Here is a 14,436-nt window from a genome sequence, read left to right as displayed (position 1 = left end):
ATTTTAAATTAAAAGAGAATAAAGAATAACAAGGAGCATTAAATGAGAAAAAAGACGAGCTATTGTCTATTAGTTACGCTCTTAGTTGGGCTTTCAAGTTGTAGTAAAAATGTAGCGCTCACTTCAGAAGGAGCTCAAATCAAAGTAGTCAAAGCAGGTAAGCTCAGCCGAAGTTGTCAGTATTTGGACAAAATATCTGCTTACGATGTAAATGGGGTTACCCAATCGTATCAATCCCATGAGCATTTGTATCAAGATGAACTCAATATTTTAAAAAATAAAGCGGCTCTTTTAGGAGCAAATACCCTGATTATTACCCAACATCAGTCAACATTTTCGGGTAATCCGAAAACGCACCTGGTTAATCAACATGGATTAGTAGGTAAGGCCTATCGCTGTAAGTAGGGTAATTTTTTAGTGTGACTGGGCTTACTTTTGAGTATTTGTTTTTTACAAATAAGAGGGATGTTTTTATTTAAAAAGTTAATCTCTATGGACTCATAATGAATGCAAAATACATTTTCTTGTTCACCAGAATTAATCTATAAATAAAACAAAAGAATTTACCCTATTAACTGCTTAAGTATTTTTCTGAAAATAATGATTATTTTGTGCATTAATTTAATAAAATATTAGTTTACAAATAGTTCTATTTTATTCTAATTAGACGAGAAATAAGTTATCGCTTATTATTAATTAGAACAGGAAGTTATCTACCCTTTTAGATAATGATGCGGTAAATGTCGTCTATCCTTCATAGAATGAAATAGGCGCAATTGTTTGTTGCCGATGCCTCTTGATGTTCTGCTAGCTAAAAATGGATAAATTGAATGCAAAGGATAGATGCAATGAAACAAATATGGCATGAGAGAACATCCCAGGATATCGCTGCTGGTTTCAAAATGGATTTGTCCCAAGGATTAACTCAAATTGAAGCGGAGCGTCGATTAAAGGAATTAGGCCCCAATCTATTGGTCAAACAAAAAAAAACGTCTCCCTTAATAATTTTTATACGACAATTAAATAGTTTAGTTATTTGGGTACTTCTAGGTTCAGCCGTTATTTCATTTTTACTCGGTGAGAAGGTAAATGCGATTGCTATTTTTGCTATTGTTGCACTAAATGCTGTCATTGGTTTTGTTTTAGAATATCGTGCAGATCGCGCTATTTTAGCATTACAACAAATGGCCGCCCCAAAAGCCACTGTATTACGTGATGGGCATGCGAAGATGGTTCCTACTCCTGATATTGTACCTGGAGACCTTATCCTTTTTGAAAGTGGTGATTTAATTGCAGCAGATGCACGTCTTATCGACTTGTCATCATTAAAAATAAACGAAGCACCACTGACTGGGGAATCATTACCTATTGCGAAAAATATCAATTCTTGTGCTGCAGAAACACCGTTAGCTGATCGAAAAAACATGGTTTTCATGGGGACTTCGGTCTCAAATGGTACGGGGCGCGCCATTGTGGTAGCCACCGGAATGCAGACTGAAATGGGACATATTGCTTTGATGCTAGGCGAAGCTTCACGCGATGAGACGCCCTTACAAAAGAGATTAAATCAAGTTAGCTCTTATTTATTGTCTATTTGTTTTTCGATTGTCATTTTAATTTTTGTATTAGGGTTATTTCGCAATATTCCAGTTTTTAAATTATTCATGAGTTCAATAAGCTTGGCAGTTGCTGCCATTCCTGAAGGATTAACTGCGGTGGTGACTGTTGCATTAGCGCTAAGTGTGCAACGTATGGTACGACGCGCTGTATTAGTCAGACGAATATCTGCTGTGGAAACAATGGGATGCCTACAAATTATATGTACCGATAAAACTGGGACGTTAACAGTTGGGGAAATGACGGCGAGAAAGCTTATTACCGCTGAGGGTATTTATAATATTGTTGGTGAAGGTTATAACTTAACAGGCCATTATACTCGCCAAAGTCAACCAATCAAAATCTCGGAAGATAATCTATTAAAGACTGCCTTACGAGCAGCCGTTGCTTGCAATAACGCTGAACTAACCTTGAAAAATAATCAATTGTCCGCTGTGGGCGACCCGACTGAAATTGCGCTATTGGTTGCAGCGGCTAAAGCTGGACTTTGGCGTGATGAACTAATGTCTACTCTTCCTCGTGTCAGAGAATTGCCTTTTAATTCCGAACGTAAACGTATGACAGTTTTATGTCGAGAGGGTGATCAATTATCTGTTTTTGTAAAAGGGGCTCCGGAAATCATTTTGGAGCGCTGCACCCATCTATTGACCCGCCATGGAATAAAAGAAATTACATCTGATGATCGGGCTCGTATGCAACAATCTTGTCAATTAATGGCAAGTGAAGCACTACGACTTTTGGCTTTTGCCGAGCGTCGATTAGAGTTAGAGTTCTCATCTAGTAAAATAGCCGACGAGGACATCGAAAATAATCTGGTTTTTTTAGGGCTTGTCGGACTACAAGACCCACCCCATGCGGATGTAAAAGACTCTGTTAGGCGATGTAAACTAGCCGGCATCAAACCCGTGATGATCACAGGTGATCACCCGGATACGGCAAAAGCGATTGCCGAAGAGCTTGGTATTTTAAATGCAAGGGATCGATTAATAACAGGAATCGAACTTGATAACATGTCAGACGATGAGTTCCTGAAATGTGTCAAAGAAATTGCAGTCTATGCTCGGGTGTCTGCAGAGCATAAATTAAAAATAGTTCGTGCCTGGAAAAAAAATCAAATGATCGTTGCGATGACTGGCGATGGTGTTAATGACGCGCCAGCATTAAAAGAAGCATCGATTGGCATTGCGATGGGGAAAACAGGTACCGCAGTTACCAAGGAAGCAGCAGATGTTATTATTATGGATAATAGTTTTACTTCCATCGTAGCGGGCATTGAGGAAGGTCGTACAATTTACGACAATATCTCAAAAACGCTCGCTTATTTATTAGCCGGGAATGCCAGCGAATTACTGATAGTATTTGTGGCTCTTTTAATAGGATGGCCCTTACCCCTATTACCTGTCCAATTATTATGGATTAACTTAGTCACGGATGGGTTACCAGGAATTGCTCTGGCAACTGAAATGACAGAGCCTGGGACTCTTAATCGTCCTCCAAGAGATCCTAAAAAGCCATTTATGGATGCATTTTTCTTACGTCGCGTGGCTTTTATTGGTTTTCTAACCTCTTTAGTAGTGCTTAGTATTTTTGGCTACGAGTACTTAGTAAATGGTGATTTGATACAGGCGCGAGATGCCGCTTTTTCAGTATTAGTGACTGCGAATCTGTTACGTGCGTTTGGTGCACGCAGCCGAACAAAAACAATTTGGCAACTCGGGTTTTTTTCAAATATACGATTGTTTTTTGTCGTAAGTATCAGTTTTTCACTGCAGTTATTGATTCATCATATTCCAATGTTACAAGCCATTTTTGGGATTAGTGCTGTCTCATTAACACAGTGCTTACTTTGGGTGGCTTTAGGAATGATTCCTTTATTAGTATTGGAAACTCAAAAATTGTTAAGGAAGAGGTCCAATGAGGCGTTTTAATTTTAAAAAAATCGTTTGGTGTTGCATCGCTATTGTATTAGTCAATGTTTCTATTGGTTCATTAGTAGTCCATGCAAAGCCTTCACCCATGTTATCTGCGCTTATCCAGGAAGCCATGAGATGTAATCCCCAAATTAAGGCTGCGCGTGATCGTTGGTTGGCAGCAAATCATGCTATTCCCCAAGCGCGCGCACTGCCTGATCCCATGATCAATGCAGGTTATATTAACATGTCTGGCAATATTCCTGGAGATGTAGATCCGAGAAAAGAGCAAATGCTAGGCGGTAGTCAAGAAATTCCATTTCCTGGGAAGTTAGTGGTCCGAGGACGGATAGCAACGCTTGAGGCAAAACGAGCTGTGGCAGAGTATCAAGCAACCAGCTTAACCGTTATTGCACAACTAAAACGAATTTATTATGACCTTTATTTTGTTAATAAATCGATTGATATTTTGCAAAAAAATCAACTCCTTCTTGAAGATATGGAACAAAGTGCGCGTACCAATTACAGCGTTGGCAAGACACCGCAGCAAGATGTTTTTCGAGCGCAAACGGAAATTTCGCGCCTTCTCATGCGCTTGGTGATATTAAGGCAAGAACGAGCTTCACTAGAGGCCGATATTAATCGTCTTTTAAATCGTTCCCTGGATATTGCGATTCACACCCCTTCATCTTTGTCCGTAACATCCATGCGATATGATATAAAACACTTTGATGCACTGCTTAAACGCCGCTCGCCACAGTTAAAAATGCAACAAAGAAATGTAGAAAAGGGACGTCAAGGTGTTCAATTAAGTAAAATGGATTATTTTCCTGATGTTGAAATCGAAGGAGGACGGTTGCATGATACGGCAATGCACACCAAAGGCTATCAAGTCTTACTGAAAGCAACGGTACCCCTTTATTTTATGCAAAAGCAAAATAATGGAGTTAGGGAATCACTTGCTCGCTACAATGCTGAGATAGAAGACCTCCATACTACCTACCAAACGCTTTCATTTCAGGTAAAAAATGCTTTTCTTTTGGCACAACGCTCAGCGCAATTAATTCAATTGATTCAATACACCATTATTCCTCAAGCCACATTAACGTTTACCTCTTCGCAAGCAACCTATGGCGTGGGCAAAGTGGACTTTTTAACGCTACTCAATAATTTATTAACCCTGCAAGAGAATGAATTGGAATTACACAGTGAAATTGTTCAACATGAAAAAGCAATTACTCAGATAGAAGAAACCACAGGGACTTTCTTATGAATTTTATGGTGATTAAACAGTTCGTTCTCATTCCTAGCTTGTTGGTTATTCTACAAATAGCTCATGCCCAAGGAACAAACGATGAACATGGCACGATGGATATGAAACAGTCCACATCGAAGAATGAGATTGTTATCGATCCTGGGCGCTTGCAATCCATTGGCATAACATTTGAGTCCGCCTCTTCTCAAATGGTCGATAAAACGATTCGGACTGTAGGACGTATTGAAGCTGATGAGCGACTTGTGGCCCATGTTCATGTACGCTTTGACGGCTGGATAGAACAATTATTCGTCAATTTTACTGGCGAACAGGTGAAGCAAGGGCAAGCGCTTTTTACTGTGTATAGCCCTGATCTTGTTTCAACCCAACAAGAATACTTACTCGCACTTCATGCGCAAAAAATCTTAGGAAAAAATGCAACGTCAAAAGCTGCAACAGGTGCCCAAGGTGCTTTTCAAGCGGCTTATCAAAGGCTTTTGTTATGGGGAATTTCTGAAAAAGAAATTGAGCAACTCAAACGCACAGGCAAAGTGACAAGAACGATGACCATTGATTCACCAATTCAAGGGACAGTGATTAAGAAAATGGCGCTTGCAGGCATGCGTATTGAACCAGGGGATGAACTGTACACGATTGCTGATTTGTCCCGCTTATGGATTTTAGGGGATATTTATGAATATGAATTGTCTTATATTCAGGTTGGACAAACGGCTGATGTGACACTGGCCTATTTGCCAAATAAGTTATTTAAGGCCAAGCTTGATTTTATTTATCCCACGGTGGATATGAAAACACGTACCGCTAAGGTTCGATTTGAGGTGGATAACCAAGGCGAACAATTAAAGCCTGGTATGTATGTCAATTTGGCATTAAAAATCCCTTTAGGGAAGCTTCTTGTTGTGAATAAAAATGCAGTGTTACTCACTGGTGAGCGAGCAGTGGTTTTTATCTATCATGGCAATGGCAAAATTGAGTGGCGAGACGTAACATTGGGCGTGAGAGCAGGGGATTTGATTGAAATAAAGCAAGGAGTCAAGGAAGGAGAGAAGGTCATTACTTCAGCAAATTTCCTGATTGATTCTGAAAGTCAGTTAAAAGCAGCAATGGGTGGTATGCAACATTAATAAAAAGGGATTTTATGGTTGAGCGAATCATTGAGTTTTGTGCATGCAATCGATTTATTGTGTTGCTCTTTGTGCTTGGATTTTCCTTAATGGGCTGGTTGGCCTTGAAAAATACCCGCATGGATGCCTTGCCTGATATTTCGGACACACAGGTCATTGTATATACCACCTGGATGGGCCGCTCACCAGATCTTATGGAAGATCAAGTGACTTATCCCATTGTAACGGCTCTTTTATCCGCACCCAATGTGGTTGCTGTACGTGGTTTTTCTGATTTTGGATTTTCTTATGTTTACATCATTTTTAAAGACGGAACAGATATTTATTGGGCACGATCTCGCGTCTTGGAATACATGAGTCAACTGGCTGGAAAATTGCCTGAAGGAGTAACCCCGCAATTAGGACCTGATGCGACACCGGTAGGCTGGATTTATCAATACGCCTTGGTCGATGAATCAGGAAAACATAATTTAGCTGAATTACGTACTTTTCAAGATTGGTATTTACGTTATTGGTTAAGAAGCGTTCCTGGGGTATCTGAAGTGGCCAGTGTGGGTGGCTTTGTCAAGCAATATCAAATCAATTTAGATCCAGTTAAAGTTCTCGCCTATAACCTGTCAATCCCAGAAATTATCGAAAAAATTCGCATGAGTAATAATGACACTGGAGGACGGGTTATTGAGTTCTCGGGAGCGGAATATATGATTCGTGGACGAGGTTACATTAAATCAACGGATGATATCGAAAAAATTGCGGTGGGAATCAATGCGAATGGAACACCCATTTTGTTACGTGATGTGGCGACCGTGCAGCTGGGTTCGGACATGCGTCGTGGGGTAGTTGATTTAAATGGCCAAGGGGAAACGGTCGGCGGCATTGTCATTATGCGCTTTGGCGAAGATGTGTTGGAAGTATTGCATCGGATAAAGACCAAATTGAACGAATTGGCCTCTGCAATTCCTGAAGGCATTAAGATAGTCCCTGTTTATGATCGCAGCAATCTCATTCGTGAAGCAATCTCAACAGCCAATTGGAATTTGATTGAAGAGCTTATTGTGGTTGGCTTATTAATTATTGTGTTTTTAGGGCATTTCCGCTCGGCTTTAATTCCGATTATTACCTTGCCGCTTGCGATTTTAATCTCGTTTATTCCCATTTATTTTTTCAATATTGGCCTTAACATCATGTCGATTGGCGGCATTATCGTGGCCATTGGGGATATGGTGGATGCAGCCATTATCATGGTCGATAATGCCCATAAACGATTAGCTGATTGGGAAGCATCAGGGAGTCAAGGGGATCGTACCCGTGTTTTAATTGATTCTGCTAAAGAAGTAGGTCCAGCTATTTTTGCTTCGTTGCTGGTTATAGCGATATCTTTCATGCCTGTTTTTACCTTGGAAGCCCAAGAAGGTAGGTTATTTTCACCTTTAGCTTATACAAAAAACTTAGCTATTTTCATGAGTGCGTTGTTAGCCATTACCTTAATCCCGATGTTATTACCTATTTTAGTGCGCGGACGAATTATCCCTGAACAAAAGCATCCGATTACTCGTTTCTTGCAAAAAATTTATGCCCCCGTTTTAAAATTAGCCTTAAAACATCGTAATTCTGTCATGGCGGTTGCGGTTCTATTCGCTTTATCTACTATCCCTCTTTACAAAATGATTGGTACTGAATTCATGCCACCTCTTTATGAAGGTACGATTTTATACATGCCTGTCACCTTGCCCGGGATTTCTGTGACCCAAGCCTCAGCCTTGCTCCAAGAAATGGATAAAAAATTAAAGGCATTTCCCGAAGTCGACCATGTTTTTGGAAAAACGGGGCGAGCTGAAACATCCACCGATCCATCACCGTTTAATATGATGGAAGTGATTGTGGAGTTAAAGCCTAAGGCATCTTGGCGTAAAGGGGTGACTTATGAAAGTTTGATCGCCGAAATGGACAAAGCATTGCAATTTCCGGGTGTGAGCAACGCCTGGACCATGCCGATTAAAGCGCGCAATGACATGCTCACTACAGGAATTCGTACCGCCTTAGGAATTAAAATTTTTGGACCAGACATAAAGAAAATTGAATCCATTGGTAAAGAAATTGAAATGCTTGCTAAAGAAGTACCTGGAACGCGAACAACTTATGCAGAACGGGTAGCGGGTGGTTATTTTCTTGATTTTGAAATCAATCGCGATCAACTGGCTCGTTATGGTTTGACCATCATGGATGTCAATCGAATTATTGAATCGGCAGTCGGTGGTGAGAATATTGCGACCACCATTGAAGGTCGCGAGCGCTATCCCATCAATGTGCGTTATTTACGAGAGTTACGTGATGATCCCGATAAATTAAATCGCATTTTGGTTAAAACACCCAGTGGCGCAGAAGTGCCGATTGCCCAATTAGTCACGTTAACTTTTCGTTCAGGCCCTGCCATGGTTCGTGATGAGAATGGGATGTTGGCGGGTTATGTCTTTATAGACATCAGCGGCCGAGATATTGGCAGTTATGTTGAGGACTTAAAACAACAAGTGAAAACAAAAATTAAATTGCCTCCGGGTTATACCCTTGCCTGGTCAGGCCAATATGAATTTATGCAACGAGTTTATGAGCGGTTAAAAATTTTTGTACCACTCACTTTAGCGATTATTTTCATTTTATTCTATTTTACCTTCCGCAGTGTTGCGGAGACCTTGATGGTGATGCTCGGTGTTCCTTTTGCACTATTTGGCGGATTTTTGTTGCTTCTTCTACTAGGATATAACATGAGTATCGCAGTATGGGTCGGGATGATTGCTTTAGCCGGTGTTGCAGCTGAAACCAGTGCAGTCATGCTGGCTTATCTTGATTCAGATTACAATGAAAAGAAAGCAAAAGGGTTACTAAACACATTACCCGATTTAATTCAAACGGTACAGCTTTGTTCCGTATCACGTATTCGTCCTATGGCGATGGCAGGATTGGCCAACATATTGGGTTTATTACCGGTTATGTGGGCAACTGGTATTGGTGCGGATGTGATGAAGCGACTTGCTGCTCCCATGGTAGGTGGCGTTTTTTCAGCGTTATTACTGACCTTAATTGTGATTCCAGTACTTTATGTCATGTGGCGCTGGCAGGGGGATATGAAGAAAAAAGCTCTAAACCATCAGCCATTAAAAGTTTGAACTTGAGCGTATTGCCATAGGATGGCAATCATAACCGATTGAATCTTGTGCTAATATTCAATCGGTTATGATTGATTTTAGGATATGAGATTCTTTCACATTAATTGAGATGGCAGAGGATTAGTCAAGAGTCGTTCACTGTTATCTCGTATAATAACACCAAGGATAGGGTTATGAATGCATCGAATAAGGCACGCCACTCAGACAACGAGGCAATAAAGTGTTCAATGGAGCCAGGAGATGAACCTTGTTGTGCGCCTGATGGCATGCATGAACTGGATAATTTTTTTAGATTTATTGATAAATCCTTTCAGGCCAATCTTGCCAAAGGCACGGCCGGTATCAGCCCCGCTTCTGTCAGAAATGCTTATTTTGTATGGCTGTCTCAGCTGGCTGAATCCCCTGGATTGCTATTGGAATTAGCACTCTATCATATCCTACATGCCCATGATTGTATTAACAATGTGATTTGCGTTGACAAGGCGGCGGGTGGTAAAGATGTTCGTTTCCATAAGGAAAGCTGGCAAGCCATGCCCTGGCGGCTGTTTGCTGAGGGTTTTCTTCAGGTTGAAGATTGGTGGCGACGAGCCACAACCCAGGTTCCAGGGTTACCTAAACCTGTTGAACGCACCGTTTCCTTCTGGGCTCGACAATTTCTTGATGCGTGGTCACCCTCTAATTTTGCCTTGACCAATCCTGATCTATTCCACGAAACGATTCGCTCGAATGGACTTAACCTGATTCGCGGTACTGAAATTGCCATTGAAGACCTGTTCGAGAGAATAACTGGTACCCCACCTGCAGGTGCTGAACATTTCATACCAGGCAAAAATGTGGCGGTTACTCCAGGGCGAGTGGTGTTTAGTAACCATCTGATAGAGCTCATTCAATACGAGCCACAAACAAAGACTGTTTTTAAAGAGCCGGTTCTAATATTACCTGCCTGGATCATGAAATATTATATTCTTGATTTGTCGCCTAACAATTCCCTGGTGAAATGGCTCGTTGGACAAGGGCACACCGTGTTTATTGTTTCATGGCGCAATCCCGATGGTGATGATCGCAATTTAGGGATGGATGATTATTATCGGCAAGGTGCGATGGCAGCTATTGATGCAGTTTCGACTAGCTTGCCTCAGGCTAAAATTAATCTGATGGGTTACTGTTTAGGCGGTACACTGGCGATGATTACCGCGGCTGCAATGGCAAGAGATGGGGATAAGCGCCTCAATAGCCTGACGTTACTCGCCGCTCAAGGGGATTTCAGGGAGGCAGGGGAATTGATGCTATTCGCCTCGGAAGGCGAAGTTTCTTTTCTTAAGAATATGATGTGGGACCAGGGGTATCTCGATACCAAGCAAATGGCCGGTTCTTTTCAAATGCTGCGGACCTACGATCTAATCTGGTCTAAAATGATTCAAGACTATCTACATGGCATGAGTCGTGGCATGATTGATTTGACTGCATGGAATGCGGATGCCACCCGCATGCCTTATAAAATGCATAGCGAATACCTTGAAAAACTGTTTTTAAACAATGATTTTGCCGAGGGGCGGTTTGCAGTTGAAGGAGAACCAATAGCCTCCGAAAATATTCAGGTGCCGGTTTTTGCTGTGGGGACTGAAAAAGACCACGTGGCGCCCTGGAAGTCTGTGTATAAAATTCATCTAATGGCCAATGGCGATATCACGTTCGTTTTGACCAGTGGTGGCCATAATGCGGGCATTGTCAGTGAGCTAGGCCATCTAGGGCGCTATTATTATATCCATGAACGCAAGAGAAATGAGGCTTACCTTGCCCCATCTCGCTGGCTAGATAGAGCAGAAAAACGAGACAACTCCTGGTGGCAAGCTTGGCACGATTGGCTAACGCAACAGGATACCCAAAAACGCGTTTCACCGCCTGGCATCGATAAAGCGTTGCCTACGGCACCTGGTGTTTATGTGATGCAGAAATAAAGGAAGAGCCATGAAGAAGGAATTCCTGGAGAATGTCACCTTTGATGAGTTAACCATCGGTCGGCAGGCCAGTCTCAACAAGACACTGACAAAAGAGGATATTGCGCTTTTTGCCGCCATGTCCGGTGATGTGAACCCAGCTCACATGGATCCCGAGTTCGCCAAAAGCGATATCTTTCATGGCATTGTTGGTCATGGCATGTGGTCGGGCTCGCTGATTTCCGCTCTGCTTGGGACTATCTTGCCAGGACCGGGGACGATTTATCTCGAGCAGGATATTAAATTTAAGAAACCAGTACGCATTGGTGACAACATCACCATCACGCTCATCGTGCAAGATAAACGCCCTGATAAACCCATCGTAACTTTTGACTGCAAGGGTGTGAATCAGCGTGGCGAAATCGTCATTGAAGGATTAGCCACGGTTCTTGCACCGACTAAAAAAATACGAGTGCCAAGAGCTAACTTGCCACACATTGAAATTCATAACCATGACCGTTTTCAGGCCATCATTCAATCTTGCCAGTGCATGGGCGCTATCCGCACGGCTATTGTTCATCCGGTAAAGGCTAATGTGCTGGAAGCCGTAGCTGATTCTGTGAAAGCTGAGCTCATTATTCCAATTTTAATTGGCCCGGTGACAAAGATTAAGGCGGCGGTACATGAAGCAGACATTGATATTTCGCAATGGGAAATTATCGATACGGAACATAGTGACGCCGCAGCTAGCAAAGCCGTTGAGTTAGCGACGACAGAAAAAGTCGATGCCATCATGAAAGGCTCCCTCAGTACCCATGAATTGCTAGCAGCAATTGTACCTGCCACATCCAATTTACGCACCAAATACCGTATCAGTCATGCCTATGTTATGGACGTGCCCTCTTATCACAAACCACTCATTATCACAGATGCTGCGATCAATATTGCACCGAGCACCACTGAGAAAGCGGATATCTGTCAAAATGCGATCAATCTTTGGCGCATTTTGTTCGGCGAGGATATAAAGCCAAAAGTAGCCATTCTTGCGGCCATCGAGTTGGTTAATCCCAAAATGCAGGCGACGGTCGATGCAGCAACCTTGTGTAAAATGGCCGATCGCGGCCAAATCACCGATGGCATTCTTGATGGACCTCTGGCCTTTGATAATGCCATCAGCAAGCAAGCGGCAGATGATAAGGGTATTGTATCACCAGTTGCGGGGGATGCTGATATTTTGCTCGTCCCTGAAATTGAGTCGGGCAACATTCTAGCCAAGCAACTGACTTTTTTAGGACATGCCGATGCTGCTGGGATTGTTTTAGGCGCGCGCGTGCCAATTATTCTGGTTAGCCGGGCCGATTCGTTGCGCACCCGACTCTTATCTTGTGCCTTGGCAGTCAAAATGGCAGCGGCACGCAAGACTGGGAAGATTAAATGATACATGAGACAAAGGGCGGCATTCTTGTGATTAACACAGGTTCTTCCAGTGTCAAGTTTCAGGTCTTCTCTATAGAGCCAATGTTGAAACTTCTGGCTCGAGGCAAAGTCAATAATTTAGGCAGTACCCCTTTATTTACAGCAACAGATGAAACGCGAGCTTCTCAAGGTCAGCACGTTGATAAAACAGAGCTTCCTGCTGACTCTACTCATGAAAATGCTTTGCATTTTATTCTGCGCTGGATTGAAACTCAAAACCAAAACTGGCAGGTTAGTACAGTGGCTCATCGAATCGTCCATGGAGGAGAGCATTTCAAAACCAGTGTGCGAGTAAATCCGGAAGTGATGGCCCAGCTATGGAAGTTATGTCCTTTAGCACCCTTGCATCAATCGCATAATCTTGCGGCAATTAAGATTATCAGCTCACTCAACCCAGATTTAATGCAGATAGCCTGTTTTGATACAGCCTTTCATGCCAATCATGAACCTTTGTTTACAGAGTATGCCTTACCGCAAACAATGCGCGACCAAGGTATTCGCCGTTATGGTTTTCATGGCCTTTCTTATGAATGGATAGCCCATGCTTTACGTCAGAATGAACCAACATTGGCAAAAGGACGGATAATTGCAGCGCACTTGGGCAATGGTGCCAGTTTATGTGCCATGAACAACGGCATCAGCATTGACACAACCATGGGCATGACGGCTCTTGATGGCTTACCGATGGGTACACGTTGTGGGAATCTCGATCCAGGTGCCGTGATTTATATGATTCGTGAGCTTGGTCTATCTCCAGAGGCGGCCGAATCCATTCTTTATCATGAATCAGGTCTTAAGGGATTATCTGACTGGACGTATGATGTTCGTCTTTTGCAAGACAGTAATGAACCCAAAGCACGATTTGCACTCGATTATTTTTGTATGAAAACAGCGCAACTAATGGGCATGATGGCGGTTGCATTAGGCGGTGTCGATGGAATGGTGTTTACCGGCGGAATCGGTGAAAACTCAAGTCTTATACGTGATAAGATTCTGGGCCAACTTGCATTTTTAAAGCCATTTGAATCGTGCGTTATCCCAGCCAATGAGGAACGAGTAATGGCCATGCATACGTTGTCTATTCTCGAAAGCAATAAGGAGAACAACAAATGACTCATTTAAAAGGACTGATTGTCGGGGTGGCTAATGAGCATTCCATTGCCTGGGGATGTGCCAAAGTGTTGCATGAAGCTGGTAGCGAGCTTGCCATCACTTATCAAAATGAGAAAACGAAGCAGTATGTGCAGCCATGGGTTAAGTGCATCGCTTGTCCACTCTTTATGCCGCTGGATGTCACCGATGATACCCAATTGGAGGCCGTGTTTGAACGCATCAAAATTCATTGGGGACGACTGGATTTTATCATTCACGCCATTGCCTTTGCGCCCAAAGCTGATTTGCAAGGTCGTGTGGTGGATTGCTCGCGCGATGGTTTTAGGATTGCTATGGATATTTCTTGTCATTCGTTCATTCGATTGGCAAAGGCTGCTGAACCCTTAATGAAAGACGGGGGAAGTCTAATAACCATGAGTTATTATGGCGCAGAAAAAGTGGTACAAAATTATAACTTGATGGGCCCGGTCAAGGCCGCATTAGAAACAACCGTGCGTTATCTCGCCATGGAACTGGGCAGTAAAAGGATTAGAGTCAACGCTATTTCCCCAGGGCCGATCCATACACGTGCGGCATCGGGATTGGCTGATTTTGATCAGCTGATGGAAAAATCAGCCAAGGAAGCACCACTGCATCAGTTGGTGACCATCGATGCGATTGGTGAAGCAACTGCTTTTCTTGTATCCAATAAAGCCCAATACATTACTGGCCAAATCATCTATGTGGATGGCGGCTATAATATTCGGGATTAAATTAAACAACAGGCGGAGGTAACATCCGCATAAAGTTGTTTAACTATCGTATAACAAAGGAGGTTAT

Annotated in this window: 9 protein-coding genes; all 9 read left to right on the top strand. The window is 42.6% G+C overall.

The annotated features are described in order from the left end of the window. Positions 1-42: 42 nt before the first annotated feature. The 9 genes from DYC89_RS14105 (at position 43) to fabI (ending at position 14,369) form a co-directional block, all read left to right on the top strand. Complete coding sequence (locus tag DYC89_RS14105) at positions 43-405, top strand: DUF4156 domain-containing protein (protein ID WP_115222363.1); 363 nt, start codon at positions 43-45, stop codon at positions 403-405. A gap of 443 nt (positions 406-848) precedes the next feature. Next, on the top strand, positions 849-3,545 hold the full coding sequence (locus tag DYC89_RS14100; RefSeq protein ID WP_115222362.1) for a cation-translocating P-type ATPase: 2,697 nt from the start codon (positions 849-851) through the stop codon (positions 3,543-3,545). Then, entirely contained in the window at positions 3,532-4,800 is a 1,269-nt protein-coding gene (locus tag DYC89_RS14095) for a TolC family protein (RefSeq protein WP_115222361.1), read from the top strand. Before DYC89_RS14100 ends, DYC89_RS14095 begins: the two co-directional genes overlap by 14 nt. Further along, positions 4,797-5,927 carry an efflux RND transporter periplasmic adaptor subunit gene (locus DYC89_RS14090; protein ID WP_115222360.1) on the top strand — a complete coding sequence of 377 codons (1,131 nt, stop codon included), beginning with the start codon at positions 4,797-4,799 and terminating at the stop codon, positions 5,925-5,927. The genes DYC89_RS14095 and DYC89_RS14090 overlap by 4 nt, the downstream gene beginning before the upstream one ends. 14 nt (positions 5,928-5,941) lie before the next feature. Beyond that, on the top strand, positions 5,942-9,091 hold the full coding sequence (locus DYC89_RS14085; protein ID WP_115222359.1) for an efflux RND transporter permease subunit: 3,150 nt from the start codon (positions 5,942-5,944) through the stop codon (positions 9,089-9,091). Positions 9,092-9,318: 227 nt separating this feature from the next. Continuing rightward, complete coding sequence (locus tag DYC89_RS14080; RefSeq protein WP_245954049.1) at positions 9,319-11,049, top strand: PHA/PHB synthase family protein; 1,731 nt, start codon at positions 9,319-9,321, stop codon at positions 11,047-11,049. A 10-nt stretch (positions 11,050-11,059) separates the two neighbouring features. Then, positions 11,060-12,466 carry a bifunctional enoyl-CoA hydratase/phosphate acetyltransferase gene (locus tag DYC89_RS14075; RefSeq protein WP_115222357.1) on the top strand — a complete coding sequence of 469 codons (1,407 nt, stop codon included), beginning with the start codon at positions 11,060-11,062 and terminating at the stop codon, positions 12,464-12,466. Then, complete coding sequence (locus DYC89_RS14070; RefSeq protein WP_115222356.1) at positions 12,463-13,617, top strand: acetate/propionate family kinase; 1,155 nt, start codon at positions 12,463-12,465, stop codon at positions 13,615-13,617. Before DYC89_RS14075 ends, DYC89_RS14070 begins: the two co-directional genes overlap by 4 nt. Next, entirely contained in the window at positions 13,614-14,369 is a 756-nt protein-coding gene (gene fabI, locus DYC89_RS14065) for an enoyl-ACP reductase FabI (RefSeq protein WP_115222355.1), read from the top strand. The genes DYC89_RS14070 and fabI overlap by 4 nt, the downstream gene beginning before the upstream one ends. Positions 14,370-14,436 lie beyond the last annotated feature (67 nt).

Source organism: Legionella donaldsonii (assembly GCF_900452385.1).
GTDB lineage: Bacteria > Pseudomonadota > Gammaproteobacteria > Legionellales > Legionellaceae > Tatlockia > Tatlockia donaldsonii.
The sequence above is the reverse complement of the archived record's forward strand: the minus strand, read 5'-3'. Positions and strand labels throughout refer to the sequence as shown.

Coding starts and splice junctions, on each gene's coding strand:
- DYC89_RS14090 (WP_115222360.1), top strand. CDS start 4,797: ATGAATTTTATGGTGATTAAACAGTTCGTTCTCATTCCTAGCTTGTTG.
- DYC89_RS14075 (WP_115222357.1), top strand. CDS start 11,060: ATGAAGAAGGAATTCCTGGAGAATGTCACCTTTGATGAGTTAACCATC.
- DYC89_RS14095 (WP_115222361.1), top strand. CDS start 3,532: ATGAGGCGTTTTAATTTTAAAAAAATCGTTTGGTGTTGCATCGCTATT.
- fabI (WP_115222355.1), top strand. CDS start 13,614: ATGACTCATTTAAAAGGACTGATTGTCGGGGTGGCTAATGAGCATTCC.
- DYC89_RS14080 (WP_245954049.1), top strand. CDS start 9,319: ATGGAGCCAGGAGATGAACCTTGTTGTGCGCCTGATGGCATGCATGAA.
- DYC89_RS14100 (WP_115222362.1), top strand. CDS start 849: ATGAAACAAATATGGCATGAGAGAACATCCCAGGATATCGCTGCTGGT.
- DYC89_RS14085 (WP_115222359.1), top strand. CDS start 5,942: ATGGTTGAGCGAATCATTGAGTTTTGTGCATGCAATCGATTTATTGTG.
- DYC89_RS14105 (WP_115222363.1), top strand. CDS start 43: ATGAGAAAAAAGACGAGCTATTGTCTATTAGTTACGCTCTTAGTTGGG.
- DYC89_RS14070 (WP_115222356.1), top strand. CDS start 12,463: ATGATACATGAGACAAAGGGCGGCATTCTTGTGATTAACACAGGTTCT.